Below are 15,696 nucleotides of genomic sequence, written 5' to 3' on the forward strand. Positions count from 1 at the left end.
ATCATGAAACGAGCACTGCAGGTCACGCTGGCGATCATGGTCGGATACGTGCTCGGCCGGCGGCGCAAACTGCGCATGGCGATGCTGCTCGGTGCCGCCGCGGCGGCTGGGCGTTTCAGCGGCAACCCGACCGAGCTGGTGGCTCGCGGACGGAAGCTCGTCGGCGGCTCCGCGGCACTCGGCCAGCTGTCCGGTCTCGCCCGCCCGCTCGTCGACGCCGGCCGGTCGGCCGCCCGCACCGCCGTGTCGCAGCGCATCGACTCCGTCAGCGACCGGCTCCGGGAACGCAGCGATGCGCTGCGCTCGGCGGGCCAGAAGGGTGCCCGCCGCGACGAGGACCGCGGCCGTGATGAGGACTACGACGCCGAGTTCGAGGACGAGGAGTTCGAGGAGCTGGAGGAGCCCGAGGAGGCACCGCCGCCCCGGCCCGCCGCCCGCCGGTCCCGTCCGCGCCAGGCGCGTGAGGAGTCCACCGAAGACGAGGACACCGAAGAGGAGCCCGAGTCCGAACCCGAGCCGCCGGTCCGCCGCCGGCGTGCCACGGCACGACGATGACCAGCGAAACGCGCGGCGCACCCGGCGGCGGGATCGGTGCCCACCTGTCCCGGCTGCTGGTGCAGGAGCTGCAGAACTTCGCCGGCGCGCTGGGCCGCCGGGCCCTCACGGCCGTGCAGGACCGGGTCGAGGGCAAGATCGGCGACCTCACGGGCCGGCTCAACGAGTACGCCCAGCAGAGCGGCAGCCCGAAGCTGGTGGCCGCGGCGAAAGGCGCCGAGGAACTCGCCGGAGGCGGCTCGCCGGTGAAGGCGGCGGCGAAAGGCGGCCTGGCCGGTGGCTGGGCGAAGATCAAGAAGTTGTTCGGCGGCGGCCGCAGCGCGACCCGCAAGCTCAAGGTCACCAGCATCCTCGAGTGGGCCGACGTCGGCGTGCCGATCCGGATCGCCTACAACCAGTGGACGTCGTTCGAGGAGTTCCCGAAGTTCACGAAGAAGGTCGAGAAGGTCGAACGGCAGGACGACGACAAGTTGCTCTGGCGGGCGCAGATCTTCCTGTCGCACCGCGACTGGGAGTCCAACATCGTGCTGCAGGAGCCCGACGAGCGCATCGTCTGGCGGTCCAAGGGCGCCAAGGGATACGTCAACGGCGCCGTGTCGTTCCACGCCGTCACGCCGACCCTGACCCGGATCGTGCTCGTCCTCGAGTACTACCCGAAGGGGCTCTTCGAGCGCACCGGCAACCTGTGGCGCGCGCAGGGACGGCGGGCCCGGCTGGAGTTCAAGCACTTCGTGCGGCACACGATGACGCAGACGATCCTGAACCCCGACGAGATCGAGGGCTGGCGCGGCGTCATCCGCGACGGCGAGGTGGTCCTGGACCACGAGACCGCCATGCGGCAGGAGCGCGAACGCGAGGAGCAGGAGCAGCAAGAGGAGCCGGAAGACTCCGGCGAGCAGGGCGAGCGCGCCGCGGACGAGACCGAAGAGGCCGAGACCGAAGAGGGCGAGCCCGAAGAAGAGGGCGAAACCGAGCCCGAAGAAGAGGGCGAGACCGAAGAGGGCGACGAGACCGAGGCCAAGGCGGAAGAACGCGGCGAGGACGAGGGCGACGAGGAGGCGGCGCCGCAGGCGCGCCCCCGGCGTCGCGCCGTGCCGCGCCGGACCGGCGCCGAGGCCCGCGACCGCCGCGGCCCCGAACCCGGCGACCGCCGCAAGCGCAACACCGCGAGGGGGTGAGCGAGCATGTCGGTCGTGCAGGCCGGTGGCGGGGGCGGGCAGTCCTCGTCGCTCGCCGACGTGATTGACACCATTCTCGACAAAGGGCTGGTGATCGACGCGCACGTCAGCGTCGCGGTGGTCGGCATCGAGATCCTGACCATCAACGCGCGTGTCGTCGTCGCCAGCGTCGACACATATCTCCGGTTCGCGGAGGCGGCCAACCGGCTGGACCTGAAGTCGCAGGAAGGCAGCGGCCTGTCCGACATGGTCGGCGGCGCCAAGGGCGCGATCGCCGGGCACGCCGGGAAGCGCGCGATCGAAGGCGCCGGCGAGAAGATCCTGTCCAAGGCGGGCGACATGCTGGAGCAGATCTCCGGCCCGGGCGCCGACGACCGCGACCGGCAGCGGCGACGCAGAGGAGGCTGACGTGGCCACCGACACCACCGCACCGCGGGTCGGCATGATGCTCTACGGCGTGGTGCCGTCGGACGTCGAGCCGACCGGCAGCGCCCAGGGCGTGGGCAACCCGCCGGCCGACGTCACCACGGTGACCGAGGACGACCTGGCCGCGCTGGTGAGCGACGTCCCGCTCGACCGCCCGCTCGGCCGGCCCGACGACCTGACCGCCTACCAGCGGCTGCTGGACGGCACCGCGGCCGTGGCGCCGGTGCTCCCGGTCCGCTTCGGCACGGTGCTGCGCGACGCGGAGGCGATACGGCAGCTGCTGGCCGACCAGCACGACATGATCGCCCCGCTGCTGGACCGGCTCGAGGGCCGCGTGGAGTACGTCGTGCGCGGCCGGTACATCGAGAACGCCGTGCTCGCCGAGATCCTCGACACCGACGCCGACGCGCGCCAGCTGCGCGAGTACATCCAGGAACGGCCGGAACAGGAGACCACGCAGCAGCGCATGGCCCTGGGCGAGCGCATCAACGGCGCGATCGAGGCGATGCGGCAGGCCGACACCCAGACCGCCGTCGACCGGATCGGCAAGGTCGTGGAGGACCTCGTCGTGGCGGAGCCGACCCACGACCTGGACGCCGTGCACCTGCCCGTGCTGGTCGAGCAGGCACACCGCGCCGAGTTCGACGCGGTGCTCGCCGAGCTCGCCGACGGGTGGAACGGGCGGGTCGAGATGCGCAGCCTCGGCCCGTCGGCACCCTACGACTTCGTCAACCGGCTGGCCCTGACCCGGGACGACTGAGCCATGGGCCTGCTCCTGACGATCCTCACGCTGCCGTTGGCGCCCGTACGAGCCGTCACCGCCATCGCGGAGCTGCTGCTGGAGCAGGCGGAGCAGGAGCTGTACAGCCCGCAGGGCCTGCGCCGGCAGCTGGAGGCACTGGACGAGGCGGTGGCCCGCGGCGAGCTGAGCGAGGACGAGCGGCGCGCCGCCGAGCAGGAGATCCTCGACCGGGTCACGTCCCGGTCGACCGGCTGAACGACCGGAAGGCAGAAGCATGACACCCTCCAGCACCGAACCGCGTGAACGGCGGGCGAAGGCCCGTCCCGACCCGCTCTCGGCCGCCTCCATCGCCCGTCTCGCGGTCGACGAGGTCGGCCAGCTGACCGGCAAGGAGACGCTGGGCGTCGTGTCCGTCGAACCGGCCGACGACCGCGGCTGGGTCATCGGCGTCGAGGTCGTCGAGGAGCGTCGCATCCCGTCATCGGCCGACATGCTCGGGCTGTACCTCGTCGAGCTCGACGATGACGGCGAACTGCTGGCGTGTCACCGGGATCGCCGGTACCTGCGCGGCAGCACCGACGCGAAGGTGGGCTGACATGGTGGCCTCACCTGGGCTTGGCCCCGCCCCCGCGCTCGGCACCGGGCATCAGCCGACGAACCTCGCCGACATCCTCGAGCGGGTCCTGGACCGGGGTCTGGTGATCGCCGGCGACATCCAGGTCAACCTGCTCGACATCGAGCTGCTCACCCTCAAGCTGCGGCTGGTCATCGCCTCCGTCGACACGGCCCGCCAGCTCGGCATCGACTGGTGGGAGACCGACCCGTGGCTGTCCTCGTCCAGCCGCAGGGCGGTCGAGCGCGGCGAAGCGCGCCGCGAAGCGCTCGAGCGCGATGACGCAGGGCACGACGACTACGGGCGGTCTGCCCAGCCGGCGGTCGAGCCGGGCGGTGACCGCCGGGCGGGCCGGCCCGCGGTGGAGCCGGCGCACCAGGCGGTCGAGGACGACCGGTATCCGGCGGACGCGGAGCCTCGTCCCCGCATCCGCCGGCGCGGCGACGAGCGATGAGCGGTGAGCGAGGTGAAGCTGCTGTGGCGGTGAGCGAGGGAGGGCTGCTGTGGCTGTACGCCGTCGCCCGCGACAGCGTGCCCGTCGAGGTCGCCGGCATCGGTGACGCGCCGGTCCGCGCGGTCCACGCCGCGGGACTCTGCGCCTTCGTCAGCACCGCACCGGCCGGGCTGTCCGACGCCGGCGCCCTGCAGGCGCGCCTGGAAGACGCGGAGTGGGTGGCGCGGACCGCGGTCGAGCACCACCGGGTCGTGGCGGCCCTCGCCTCGGCCGCCCCGGTCGTGCCCGCGGGGCTCGCCACGGTGTGCCGCGACGAGGCCCGCATCACCGCGACCCTCGTCCGGCACGCCGCCGGGCTCGCCGGTGCGCTGGACGGAGTGGACGGGCGGACCGAGTGGGGCGTCAAGGGGTACGTGCGCGGCGGCCCGGCGCCCGTGCCCGAGACGAAGGCGGGCGGGGCGGGCACCGCGTACCTGGAGCGCCGCCGCGCCGAACTGTCGGCCCGCGACCGGCGCCACGACGAGGCGGCCCGCGACGCGGACGCGGCCCACGCCGAGCTGGCCCGCCGGGCGGACGGGGCGCACCGGCACGCGCCGCAGGACCGGCGGCTGACCGGCGAACCGGAGGCGATGGTGCTCAACGGCGCATACCTGGTGCCCGACGAGCGGGCCGAGGCGTTCGCGGCGGCCGTCGACGCCCTCGCCGCCCGGTACCCCACGATCACGCTGCGGCTCACGGGGCCGTGGCCGCCGTACTCGTTCGTTCCCGCGCTCGGCGCGGAACCGTCGGACCCGGACCGCGTGCCGGGTGACGCCCCCGTGCCCGCCGGCGGACCCGCGTGAGCGACGCCGTCCACTCGCGCGAGGTCGCCCTCGTCGACCTGCTCGACCGGGTGCTGACCACCGGGGTCGTCGTCGCCGGGGACGTCACGATCGCCATCGCCGACGTCGACCTGGTCCGCGTGTCGCTGCGCGCCCTGGTCTCGTCGGTCTCGACCGCGTCCGGCGGCACGGTTGGCGGCACGGTCGGCGGCCTGGTCGGCGGCACGGTCCCGGAAAGGAGCGTGACGCGGTGAACGACCTTCCCCGGGACGGGCGGATCGACCTCGACCGCGACTCCGTCGAACGCGGCTTCGCCTCGCTCGTGCTCACCGTCGTGGAGCTGCTGCGCCAGCTCGTCGAACGGCAGGCGCTGCGCCGGGTCGACGTCGGCGACCTCTCCGCGGAGCAGGTGGAGCGGATCGGTCTCACGCTCATGGCGCTCGAGGAGCGCATGGCCGAGCTCCGCGAGCACTTCGGCCTGCGCCCCGAGGACCTCAACATCGACCTCGGCCCGCTCGGCCCGCTGCTGCCCCGCGACTGACGGCGCGCCCGCTAGGCCGCGCTTCCGGCCAGGAGTGACTCCAGCAGGGCGGTGATGCGCGCGGTCAGCGCCTCGGGTGTGGTGCCGAGCTGCACGCACCGCCCCTCCAGGGGGCCGTCCAGCCACAGCGTCACGATGCCGATCGCGAGCGCCCAGGCGGTGGCCACGAGCGGCTCCGGGTCGCCGGCCGGGGCCGAGCCCTCGCGCTGGCAGTCCTGCACGGTCTCGGTGAGCAGCTGGATCGCCGCCTCGCCGGCGTGGGCGGCCTCAGGCACCTGCGGCGAGGTGGACAGCTCGCTGCGCAGCATCAGGTGCAGGTGGCCGGGGTGCTCGCGGGCGAAGGCGACATACGCCTCCAGGATCGCGCCGAGCCCGCGCACCGCGGTGGGCGCCGCCTCGCGGGCCGCCCGCAGGCGCTCCAGCAGCAGCTGATGGCCCTGCACCGCGATCGCGGCGAAGAGCGCTGAGCGGTCGGGGAAGTGGTGATACGGCGCGCCCGGGCTCACCCCGGCGTCGCGGGCCACCCGGCGCAGGCTCACCGCGCCGATGCCCTCCGCCTCGATGAGCGCCACGCAGGCGGCGAGCAGCGCGTCGCGAAGGCCGCCGTGGTGGTAGCTGGCTCGGGTCTGCGGCATCGGCACCCTCCGACTGTAGGCGGTTGACGCCGGCCACCGAAGCCGACTATACAGTGCTTAGATTCTAAACGGCGCTTAGATCGGGGTTCGTCGTGTCGAAGGGAACGGTGCTCGTCACCGGCGCCACCGGCTTCATCGCCGGGCACTGCATCGAGGAGCTGCTCACCCACGGGTACGCCGTGCGGGGGACGGTCCGCGACCCGGCCACCGCCGACGTCGCCCACCTGCGGGAGATCGCCGACCGGACCGGTGGTGCGTTCGAGGTCGTCCGGGCGAGCCTCGACACCGACGCCGGGTGGGCCGAGGCGGTCGCCGGCTGCACGGCCGTCTGGCACGTCGCCTCGCCCAACCCGCCATCGGCGCCGCGGACCGAGGACGAGGTCGTCCGGCCCGCCGTCGACGGCACCGTGCGGGTGCTGCGCGCCGCCGCCGCGTCGGGCACGGTCCGGCGGGTCGTGCTCACCTCGTCCATCGACGCGATCCGCCACGGCCACGGCACCGCCGGCCAGGTGTTCACCGAGGAGGACTGGCCCGACGTCGCCGGCGCGGGCGCCTACCCGAAGAGCAAGGTGCTCGCCGAACGGGCCGCCTGGGCGATCGCCCGCGAGCACGGTCTGGACCTCGTCGCCGTCAACCCGGGGCTGGTCCTCGGCCCGCTGCAACGGCCGATGCGCACCACGTCCGCCGAGGTGATCCGGCTGCTGCTCAGCCGCGGGATGCCCGCCGTGCCGCGGCTGGGCTTCGCCGTCGTCGACGTCCGCGACGTGGCTCGGGCGCACCGGCTGGCCATGGAGACGCCCGCGGCCGCCGGCAACCGCTACATCGTCGCCGGCGAGCACCGCTGGATGGAGGAGATCGCGGCGGTGCTCGCCGCCGAGTTCGGCCCGCAGGGCTACCGCGTGCCGACCGCCCGCATGCCGCGCTGGCTCATGTGGACGGTCGCCCGCTTCGACCGCACAATCCGTCTGGCGTTGGGTTACGTCGGCGTGCCGGCCCTCGTCAGCGCGGACAAGGCCGCCCGCGAGCTCGGCTGGACGTCGCGCCCCGCGAAGGAATCCATCGTCGAGATGGCCGACAGCCTGGTCCGGCACGGCATCGTGCGGCCGGGCCACGGGTAGCGGCCCGGCCGGGTCGACGCGGTCAGTTGACGAGCAGGAAGTTGTCCACGGAGGAGGCCGACACCCAGCGGCGCCCGTACGCCTCCGGGTTGTTGAAGTTGTACTCCTCCAGGAACACCATCCCACCGTCCACACCGGACACCCAGGCGACGTGCCCGTACTGGCCGCCGTTCCACTGCGCGATCGCGCCCGGCGCCGCGGTGTGGCTGATCGCGCCGCCGTACTTCGCGGTGGCCTCGTCCCAGTTCTTGGCGTTGTAGTAGTTGATGCCGTTGAAGTTCGGCGGCTTGCGGGAGTAGTACTTGTCGACCCGTGAGGCCACGAACGACGTGCACTGCTTCTTCACGAACTCGTACGGGTCCAGGTACGGGAACCAGTAGTCGGCCCACGGGTAGTCGTCGACCGGCCCGAACGCGATCACGGAGCCGCTGCGGCCGCCGTACCTGCCGAACCGGTCCGCCACGACGCGGTACTCGTAGCAGCCGGTCGTGTAGCTCACCGTCGACGTCGTGCCGGTGATCATCATCTTGATGGTCTGCCAACCGCCGCCACGGCACGCCCGGGCCTCGATGGAGTACCCGGTCGCGTCCGCGGCCGCGCTCCAGGCGACCGTCACCGTCGACACCGAGGTGCTGGTCGACGTCGGGTACGCCCGCACGCCGCCGGGCGTGCCCGGCGTGATGATGGTGAGCGTCGCCGAGGACACGGTGGAGTTGCCGCTGAGCCCGGCGAGGTTCTCCGCCCGCAGCATGAACTCGTAGGTGCGGCCCGGCGTCAGCAGGCTCATCGTGAACGTGCAACAGGTGGTGACCGGGTACGCGGCACGGGTCCACGCCGAGGTCCCCGCGTAGCGGTAGTAGATCCAGTAGTACACATTGGACGGACTCGACGCGGTCCACGTCAGGCGCACCGCCGTGTCGCCCTGCGCCGCCGCGCTCAGGCTGCCCGGCGCGGTCGGCAGCGGCGGCATCGGCCGGGCACCCGCGGCCACCGACGGCGCCGAGTCGCCGGCGAGGTTCGTGGCCCGCAGCCGGAACTCGTAGTACGTGCCGTTCGTCAAGTACGTCACCGTGAACGTGCAGCACGTCGACAGCGGGTACTCCAGGCGCTGCCAGACGCCCCCGGCGGGGCGGTACTCGACCCAGTAGTAGACGTTCGGGGTGCTCGACGCCGTCCAGCGCAGCGTGATCCGCCCGTCGCCGACCGCCGCGGTCAGCCCGGTCGGCGCGGCGGGCAGCGGCGGCAGCGGCCGGGCACTGGCCACATTGGACGCCGGGCTGTCGCCGGAGACGTTGTTGGCCCGGACCCGGAACTCGTACGTGGTGCCGTTGGCGAGCAGCCCGACGGTGTACGCGCAGCACGTCGTCACCGGGTACTGCAGGCGCTGCCAGGTGCCGCCGGCGGGGCGGTACTCGACCCAGTAGTAGACGTTCGCGGTGCCCGAGGCCGTCCAGCGCAGCGTCACCTGCCCGTCCCCGGCGGTCGCGCTCAGCCCGCTCGGGGCCTTCGGCAGCCCGCCGGTCGACGTGGCCCGCGCGGTCGCGGACGCCGGACCCTCGCCGCCCTGGTTCTCGCCGGTGACCTTGAACTCGTAGACGTGCCCGTTGACCAGCGGGCCCCACGACGCCGACGTCTTGTCGGTCGGCAGACCCGACTTCGCGAACGCGGCGCCGGCGGTCACGTCCCGGTAGTACACCCAGTAGTACAGGCTCGGCGCGGGCGCGTCCCAGTCGAGGTCGATCGTGCCGTCGCCGGCCGCGACCGCCTTCAACCCGGTCGGTGCGGGCGGCGGCGAGAACCGTGCGGTGGCGCGGGCCGTCGCCGACACCGGGCCCTCGCCGGCGGAGTTCGCGGCGGTCACCGTGAACTCGTAGACGTGGTTGTGGGTGAGGTACCCGGCCGTGAACGACAGCCCGGTCGTCGGCAGCGACAGGCGGGTCATCGCGCCGCCGGCGGTCACGTCCCGCATCGCGATCCAGTAGTACAGGTCGGGCCCGGCCGACGCCCACGACAGGCCGATCTGGCCGTCGCTGCGGGTCGTCGCGGTCACCCCGGTCACCTGCGGCGGCAGCGGCAGGTTCGGCGTGGCCCGCACCAGGTTCGTCGGCCCAGACTCGCCGCCGGCCGCCACCGAGGTCACCTTGAACTCGTACTGGTGCCCGTTGACCAGATACCCGGCGGTCATCGTGCAGCACGTCGAGATCGGGATCGGCAGCTGCTGGAACGTCGCCTCACCGGCGGTCACGTCGCGCTGGTACACCCAGTACCACACGTCCGGCGTGGGGCTGGTGTCCCAGGTGAGCTGCACCTGCCCGTTGCCCGCGACCGCGCGCAGGTTCGCGGGTGCGGCCGGTGCCGGGTAGACGGCGGTCGCCTGGGCCAGGTTCGACGGCGGCGAGTCACCGCCGAGGTTGTTCGCGACGATCTTGAACTCGTAGCGGTGGTTGTGCGCGAGGTACCCCGCGGTCAGGGTGAGCGCGGTCGTCGGCAGCGGCAGCTTCGTGAAGTCGGCCTCGCCGTTGGTCACGTCCCGCTGGTACACCCAGAAGTAGACGTTGCTCGCGGTGCTGGTCCAGTCGAGCTTGATGGTGCCGTCGCCCTGCGCCACGGCGGTCAGGTTCGCCGGCGCGGACGGCACGGTGTAGTGCACGGTCGCCTTGGCCGACGTGGAGTACGGGGACTTCCCGCCGCCGTGCGAGGCGGTGACCACGAACTCGTACTGGTGGTCGTTGGTCAGCCAGGCGATGGTCGCCGTCGTGTCGGCCGGGGTCGGGTCGCTCACCTCGACGTACTCGGTCTCACCGGCGGTCAGGTCGCGGCGGGACACGTCGTAGCGCCACGCGTTCGGCACCGCCGACCACGCCAGGTTCACGGAGCCGTCGCTCTGCGGGACGGCGGTGAGCCCGGCCGGCGCGACCGGTGGCGCGATCGTCATCAGCACGCTGCGCACCGGCGACGCCGGCCCCTCGCCGTTGGCGTTGCGGGCGGCCACCTTGAACTCGTACGTGTGTGCGGTCTTGAACCCGCCGAGCGTCGCGCTCGCGGTGGTGGGCTGGCCGACCCGCGCGAAGTGCGTCTGCCCGGCGGTGACGTCCCGCTGATACACCACATAGGACGGACTGCTGCCGGGCCACGACAGCTCGACCGTGCCGGCGCTGGACGCGGTCGCCGTCAGCGACGCCGGCGCGGCCGGGACCGTCGCCGGGTCGGGCACCGGCCGCGGCCACGCGATGTCGGCGAAGCGCGGGCGGTAGATGCGGGCGTCGTCGTAGAGGTCCCCGTCGTTGAGGGAGTTCACGTTGTACGACACCAGCAGCTTCCCGGACGGCGCCAGCTCCGGGTGCACGTGGGCGTCGTAGACGATGACCCCCGACTGGTTCGCCGGCTCCGGCGCGGTCAGCAGGTCGACCGGGCCGCTGAACGGGCCCCACGGGTTGCTCGCCGTGTAGGCGACGACCTGGGCGTTGAACACCACGTTGCTCTCGACCGTGACGAGGACCCACTGGCCGCCGAGCTTCTGCACGCCGTACGCGGTGCCGACGCCGGACAGCGGCAGCCGTGCGGAGCTCGCCGCGCTCGCCGACCAGCTGGTGCCGTTCCAGAACTCCCACGGCCCGCTCAGGCCGCCGGCCGGGACCCGGGCGAGGCGGGCGAAGCGCATCGCGTCGGCGGGCACGTAGTCAGAGCCGTAGATGTACGTGAAGCCGCCGTCGGTCACCAGCTGCGCGCCCCAGGTGACGGTGCTGCCGACCGCCGGGGTCAGGTCGGTGACCCCGGTCAGCGCGAGCGACGGCAGGGCGAACGTCGCCAGCACCGTGCCGCTGAGCGCCACGTCGAGGCTGCCCGTGCCGGTGCGGCGGTAGCGGTTGTAGACCACCCGCAGGTTCGATCCTTCGACCTCGCCGTCGCCGACCCAGTAGAACTGCCCGTCGGCCGTCTGCGGCAGCAGCGCCTGCGGCGCGCTCGCGGTTCCGCCGGTCAGGGTCGTGGTCAGCGCGGAGCCGTCCTGCACCACCATCGAGTTGTTGATGAACGGCGAGCTGCGCGGCCGGCTGTGGTCGGCGTTGACGGTGCCGAGCAGCGTGTCGGAGAACAGCCACACGATCCGGCCGTCGGGCAGCAGCACCGACGTCGTGCTGTCCGCCCCGCTCCACCTCCCGCTGGTGTCGCCGTAGGTGTTGAACGCGGTGGTCAGCTGGGTGCCCGTCATGCCGCCGGCGGGCGGTGCGGCGAACGCGGGGGTGCGGTCGGGCAGCACGTAGAGCAGCGCTGCGACCAGCAGCAGAACAGTCAGGCGGGCGCGCATGGTGCATGTATAGCGTTACATGGATGAATGGGTTACCCCGTGGTAACAAAGCGGGGCAAACCGGCGCGGTCAGCGCTCCAGCGTCTGGAGCACGCGCTCGGCCGCCTGCCGCGTCTCGTCGTCGAACAGGACGAGCCGGAGCAGCTCGACACCGGCCGGCGCCGTGCGCATGCCCGCGAGGGCCTGCACGACGGCGTCCTCCTTCGGCCACCGGTACACGCCGGACGAGATCAACGGGAAGGCCACCGACGCCGCGCCCAGCCCGCCGGCGACCTCCAGCGAGCGCTCGTAGCAGCCCCGCAGCAGCGCCGACCGGTCCTCGATCGCGCTCCACACCGGCCCGACCGTGTGGATCACCCACCGGGCGGGGAGGCGCCCGGCGGTCGTCGCGACGGCCTGCCCGACCGGCAGCCCGCGCCCATACCGGCTGGCGCGCAGCGCGCGGCACTCCTCAAGGATCGCGGGCCCGCCCTTGCGATGGATCGCGCCGTCCACCCCGCCGCCGCCCAGCAGCGACGTGTTCGCCGCGTTGACGATGGCGTCCACCTGCTCGGCGGTGATGTCACCCGTGACCAGCTCGATCCGCATACCGCCGATTGTCCACTAGGGTCGGTGGATGGACTGCTACTCGTGCCGCCAGGACGGACAGGCCGCCGCGCCGCAGCGCGAGCGCATCGCCGCCGACGAGCACTGGCGGGCCGCCCACTGCTTCGACACGAGCCTGCCGGGCTGGCTGGTGCTGGTGCCCCGCCGGCACGTGACGACGGTCGCCGACCTGACCGACGCGGAGGCGGCGGGGCTCGGGCTCTGGCAGGTCCGGCTGTCGCGGGCGCTGACGGCGGTGACCGGCTGCGTGAAGACCTACGTGGTGCAGTTCGCCGAGAAGGAGGGCTTCGCCCACGTGCACTTCCACATCGTGCCGCGGATGCCCGACCAGCCCGCCGACCGCCGCGGCCCGAGCGTCTTCGGCTACCTTGGCGTGCCCGAGGGGGAGCGGGTCAGCGAGCGGCGGCAGGACGAGCTCGCGTCGGCGCTGCGCGCCCACCTCGAAACCTAGCCGATCCGCTCGAGCTCGTTGGTGTAGTCGCCGTCGGGGCCGTACTGGATGAGCTTCGTCGCCTCGCACACGTACCGCTCGGGCTTCACGGCGAGCGTGCCCTTGCCGGTGTTGTTGCGCCTGCCGTTGCGGTCGATGACCCAGCTGATCTCGCCCGACAGTCCACTGAGGACGACCGCGCCGTCGAGGATGCGGTAGTTGCCGGTGACCACGCCGCGGAACGTCTCGGTCCAGCTCGCCCCGTCGAACGTGGCCTTGTAAGGCTGCGAGGCGTTGGCGTCGTAGGACATCCGCCCGGTGCCGTCGAACTCCTGCACGATGCCGGCGCCCCCGCTGAACTGCTGCCGCTTCGAGCCGTTGTTGACGTGGATCTCGCTGCTCGTCTGCCGCCACCGCCCGACCAGGCACGGGTCCAGCCCGGCCGCCACGCTCACGGTCGGCGACGGCGACGGCGACACCGACGGAGACGGGGACGCCGAGGGCGTGGGCAGGACCACCGGCAGCGCGGCGGCCCGCACCCCGTCCGGCCGCCGCGACCACGCATAGGCACCGCCACCACCGGCGAGCAGGAGCAGCACCGCGGCGCCACCGGCCAGCAGCAGCCGCCCTTTGTTGGGTTTTCGCTGATGTACCGGCGCTGCCGGCTGGACACCCGTTGCCCCCGCGACGCCGGAAGTCTGGATCGCGGCCTGCTCCGCCCACCCAGCAGCCGCTCCGGCCGCCGCGCCGCCGGTGCCACGTTCGACCGGTACGGGCGCTGGCGGCGTGACGGGTACGGGTGCTGGCGGCGTGACGGGTACGGGCGCTGGCGTGGCCGGTTGGTCGAAGCCGCGCAGGCTTCCCTCCGCCACCGCCAGCTCCGGCTGGTCCACCACCACCGGCGCGATCCCCAGCGCCTGCTCGAGGGCTGCCGCCACGGCCGGCATCCGGCTCGACCCGCCCGCCAGGAACACCGCCGCCAGCGCCGAGATCGGCTGCCCCGCGACGGCGAGCACCTCCACGCTCGTGCCGACGGTCCGCCGCAGCACCGGCGCCGCCAGCCGCCCGAGGGTGTCCCGGTCCAGCGGCACCTCCACGTTGAACAACGGCAGGTGCACCAGCGTCGACGGCAGCCGCGACAGCATCTCCTTCGCCATCCGCACGTTGTCCCACACCTGCTGCGTCACCCGCCGGTCGAGGGCGTCCTTGGGGTTGGTGAGGCGCGGCCAGTACCCCTGCGGATCCGGCACGACGTCCCGCAGGTGCGCGAAGACCGCCGCGTCGACGTCGAGGCCGCCGGTGTCGTCCAGGCCGAGCGTCGCGAGCAGCTCGAACCCGCCCTCCGTGCGCCGCACCACCGACGCGTCGAACGTGCCGGCGCCGAAGTCGTACACGAGCGCCGTGCCGCCCACGGGCACCCGGTGCCCAGCCACGTCGGCGAAGTAGTGCGCCGCCGCGACGGGCTCCGCCACCAGCCGCGCTCCCGCCGGCGCCGCGTCGAGCAGCACCTGCCGCCGCCGCTCACCCCACGCCGCGGGGCACGTGACCACGACGTCGGTCAGCGGCCCGCCCGACATCCCCGCCGCCTCCGCGACCGCCCGGTCCAGCACCGCCTCGAACAGCCGCGTGACGGGCACCTCCGCGTCGCCGAGCAGCACCGCCGCCTCGTCGACGCGGCGCTTCGGGTTGGGCTCCAGCCTGCCGGGGCTCGCCATCCCCAGGTGCAGCGCGTCCCGCCCCACGACCAGCCCGCCGGCCTCGTCCAGGCACACCGCCGACGGCATCAGCGGCGATCCGTCGAAGAGCAGCGGCCGCGGCTCCCGGCCGTCTACCGCCAGCACCGCCACCGTCGTCGACGTCCCGAAGTCGATCCCCAACCGCGTCACGCCCCACACGGTACTGATCGGCGTCACCGTCTCGGCAACGCCCGTGATCCCGTGCGGTTCTGGACAACCGTTCGGGATCACGGAAACCCGGCAACCCGCCCGCTTCGGCGTGGCGCCACGCCGGACGGTCGCGCGGGCCGGTCCGGGCGGGGCATGCTGGAGCGCATGACGGAGCCGGACGCCCCCAGTACCGCACGAATGATCGACTACTGGCTCGGCGGCAGCGACCATCTGCCGGTCGACGTCGCCGCCGCGCAGGCGTTCGAGTCGGCGTACGGCCCGTGCGCCGACATCTTCCGCTCGCTGCGCGCGTTCTCCGGCCGGACGGTGCGCCACCTCGCCGCCGAAGGCATCGACCGCTTCCTCGTCTTCGGCGCCGGCATCCCCACCCGTGGCAACGTCCACGAGAACGCCCCCGGCGCCCGCGTCCTCTACACCGACATCGACCCGCACATCGTCGCCGCCGGCGGCAAGCTCGTCGCCGATCTCCCGGACGTCGGCTACACGCTCGGCGACGCCACGGACCTCGGCGGCATCGACCCCGACGCCAGCGCCCGGGTGCTCGACGGCAGCCCGGTCGCCCTGGTGTTCCTGGGCCTGGCCGCGTTCCTCGACGACGCGACCCTGGCCCGCGCCCTGGACGCGATGCACGACGCGGTCCCGGACGGCAGCCGCCTGGCGTTCGACTTCGACAGCACCGAGCTCGAGTCGTTCCCGCAGGCCCTGGCGATGATGGGCCCCGGCTTCCACATGCGCGCCCCCGACCGCTTCGCCGACCTGCTGGGCCCCTGGAGCACCACCTCCGACGGCATCGTGCCCGTCGCCCTGTGGCGCCCCGACGGCGACCCCGAACAGGTCCCCGACGCCTTCTGGGGCGGCCTAGCCACCAAGCCCTGACACCGCCTCGTCCGGGCCCTCGGCACGCCCCTCGATCCCGGCGGCGACCTCGCACCAAGCCCTGACGCCGCCATGACGCCTTCTGGGGCGGCCTCGCCACCAAGCTGTGACACCGCCTCGTCCGGGCCTCGGTGCGGCCCTCGATCCCGGCGGCGGCCACGCACCAAGCCCTGACGCCGCCATGACGTCCGGCGCCCGGAGGTCGGAGGCCCGGCGTCCCGCGTCCGTGTCCCCGCACCCGCGCCCGCACCTGTCCCCGCACCCGCGCCCGTCCGTGCGCCCGCGCCCGCGCCCGCACCTGTCCCCGCACCCGCGCCCGTCCGTGCACCCATCTCCGCACCCGCGCCCGTCCCCGCGCCCGCGCCCGCACCTGTCCCCGCGCCCGCGCCCGCACCTGTCCCCGCGCCCGCACCTGTCCCCGCACCCGCACCTGTCCCCGCACCCGCGCCCGTCTCCGCACCCGCGCCCGCACCTGTCCCCGCACCCGT

The 15,696-nt window shown here is 73.5% G+C and carries 16 protein-coding genes and 1 pseudogene; 13 read left to right on the forward strand and 4 right to left on the reverse strand.

Features of this window, described 5'->3' with window-relative positions:
* Window positions 1–3 precede the first annotated feature (3 nt).
* The 10 genes and pseudogenes from AB0J72_RS06820 (at window position 4) to AB0J72_RS06865 (ending at window position 5,330) form a co-directional block, all read left to right on the forward strand.
* Entirely contained in the window at window positions 4–555 is a 552-nt protein-coding gene (locus AB0J72_RS06820) for a hypothetical protein (protein ID WP_363395272.1), read from the forward strand.
* On the forward strand, window positions 552–1,733 hold the full coding sequence (locus AB0J72_RS06825; protein WP_363395275.1) for an SRPBCC family protein: 1,182 nt from the start codon (window positions 552–554) through the stop codon (window positions 1,731–1,733). Before AB0J72_RS06820 ends, AB0J72_RS06825 begins: the two co-directional genes overlap by 4 nt.
* A 6-nt stretch (window positions 1,734–1,739) precedes the next feature.
* Window positions 1,740–1,931 (forward strand): annotated as a pseudogene (gvpJ, locus tag AB0J72_RS06830) (gas vesicle protein GvpJ); the annotation flags it as partial.
* Between the two features lie 211 nt (window positions 1,932–2,142).
* Window positions 2,143–2,919, forward strand: a complete 777-nt coding sequence (locus tag AB0J72_RS06835; RefSeq protein WP_363395278.1) for a GvpL/GvpF family gas vesicle protein — start codon at window positions 2,143–2,145, stop codon at window positions 2,917–2,919.
* Window positions 2,920–2,922: 3 nt separating this feature from the next.
* Entirely contained in the window at window positions 2,923–3,156 is a 234-nt protein-coding gene (locus AB0J72_RS06840; RefSeq protein WP_344509641.1) for a gas vesicle protein GvpG, read from the forward strand.
* Window positions 3,157–3,175: 19 nt separating this feature from the next.
* Window positions 3,176–3,496: a gas vesicle protein GvpO gene (gene gvpO, locus AB0J72_RS06845; protein ID WP_363395281.1), complete on the forward strand. Its 321-nt coding sequence runs from the start codon at window positions 3,176–3,178 to the stop codon at window positions 3,494–3,496.
* 1 nt (window position 3,497) lies between these two features.
* Window positions 3,498–3,968: a gas vesicle protein gene (locus AB0J72_RS06850; protein ID WP_363395284.1), complete on the forward strand. Its 471-nt coding sequence runs from the start codon at window positions 3,498–3,500 to the stop codon at window positions 3,966–3,968.
* Window positions 3,969–3,997: 29 nt separating this feature from the next.
* On the forward strand, window positions 3,998–4,810 hold the full coding sequence (locus AB0J72_RS06855) for a GvpL/GvpF family gas vesicle protein (protein WP_363395287.1): 813 nt from the start codon (window positions 3,998–4,000) through the stop codon (window positions 4,808–4,810).
* Complete coding sequence (locus tag AB0J72_RS06860; protein ID WP_363395289.1) at window positions 4,807–5,043, forward strand: gas vesicle protein; 237 nt, start codon at window positions 4,807–4,809, stop codon at window positions 5,041–5,043. Before AB0J72_RS06855 ends, AB0J72_RS06860 begins: the two co-directional genes overlap by 4 nt.
* Window positions 5,040–5,330: a gas vesicle protein K gene (locus tag AB0J72_RS06865; RefSeq protein ID WP_344509651.1), complete on the forward strand. Its 291-nt coding sequence runs from the start codon at window positions 5,040–5,042 to the stop codon at window positions 5,328–5,330. Before AB0J72_RS06860 ends, AB0J72_RS06865 begins: the two co-directional genes overlap by 4 nt.
* Window positions 5,331–5,341: 11 nt before the next feature.
* Here AB0J72_RS06865 and AB0J72_RS06870 read toward each other — a convergent pair whose 3' ends face one another.
* On the reverse strand, window positions 5,342–5,965 hold the full coding sequence (locus AB0J72_RS06870; RefSeq protein WP_363395341.1) for a TetR/AcrR family transcriptional regulator: 624 nt from the start codon (window positions 5,963–5,965) through the stop codon (window positions 5,342–5,344).
* Window positions 5,966–6,057: 92 nt separating this feature from the next.
* On the opposite strand from AB0J72_RS06870, the gene AB0J72_RS06875 reads away from it, so the two are divergent.
* Window positions 6,058–7,083, forward strand: coding sequence for an NAD-dependent epimerase/dehydratase family protein (locus AB0J72_RS06875; protein ID WP_363395292.1), 1,026 nt, complete (start codon window positions 6,058–6,060; stop codon window positions 7,081–7,083).
* Between the two features lie 22 nt (window positions 7,084–7,105).
* On the opposite strand, the gene AB0J72_RS06880 is transcribed toward AB0J72_RS06875, so the two are convergent.
* Together AB0J72_RS06880 and AB0J72_RS06885 are read right to left on the reverse strand one after the other, a co-directional pair.
* Complete coding sequence (locus tag AB0J72_RS06880; protein ID WP_363395295.1) at window positions 7,106–11,389, reverse strand: fibronectin type III domain-containing protein; 4,284 nt, start codon at window positions 11,387–11,389, stop codon at window positions 7,106–7,108.
* 69 nt (window positions 11,390–11,458) lie between these two features.
* Window positions 11,459–11,977 (reverse strand): O-acetyl-ADP-ribose deacetylase, encoded by a 519-nt coding sequence (locus tag AB0J72_RS06885; RefSeq protein ID WP_363395298.1) that lies wholly within the window; start codon window positions 11,975–11,977, stop codon window positions 11,459–11,461.
* A 28-nt stretch (window positions 11,978–12,005) separates the two neighbouring features.
* Between AB0J72_RS06885 and AB0J72_RS06890 the strand changes: the two genes are divergently transcribed.
* Window positions 12,006–12,446, forward strand: coding sequence for an HIT family protein (locus AB0J72_RS06890; RefSeq protein WP_363395301.1), 441 nt, complete (start codon window positions 12,006–12,008; stop codon window positions 12,444–12,446).
* Here AB0J72_RS06890 and AB0J72_RS06895 read toward each other — a convergent pair.
* Window positions 12,443–14,311 (reverse strand): Hsp70 family protein, encoded by a 1,869-nt coding sequence (locus tag AB0J72_RS06895; RefSeq protein WP_363395304.1) that lies wholly within the window; start codon window positions 14,309–14,311, stop codon window positions 12,443–12,445. The genes AB0J72_RS06890 and AB0J72_RS06895 overlap by 4 nt on opposite strands.
* A gap of 165 nt (window positions 14,312–14,476) precedes the next feature.
* Between AB0J72_RS06895 and AB0J72_RS06900 the strand changes: the two genes are divergently transcribed.
* On the forward strand, window positions 14,477–15,208 hold the full coding sequence (locus AB0J72_RS06900) for an SAM-dependent methyltransferase (RefSeq protein ID WP_363395307.1): 732 nt from the start codon (window positions 14,477–14,479) through the stop codon (window positions 15,206–15,208).
* The last annotated feature ends 488 nt before the right edge of the window (window positions 15,209–15,696 follow it).

Origin of the sequence: Dactylosporangium sp. NPDC049742, from assembly GCF_040674675.1 — a bacterium.
Lineage (GTDB): Bacteria > Actinomycetota > Actinomycetes > Mycobacteriales > Micromonosporaceae > Dactylosporangium > Dactylosporangium maewongense.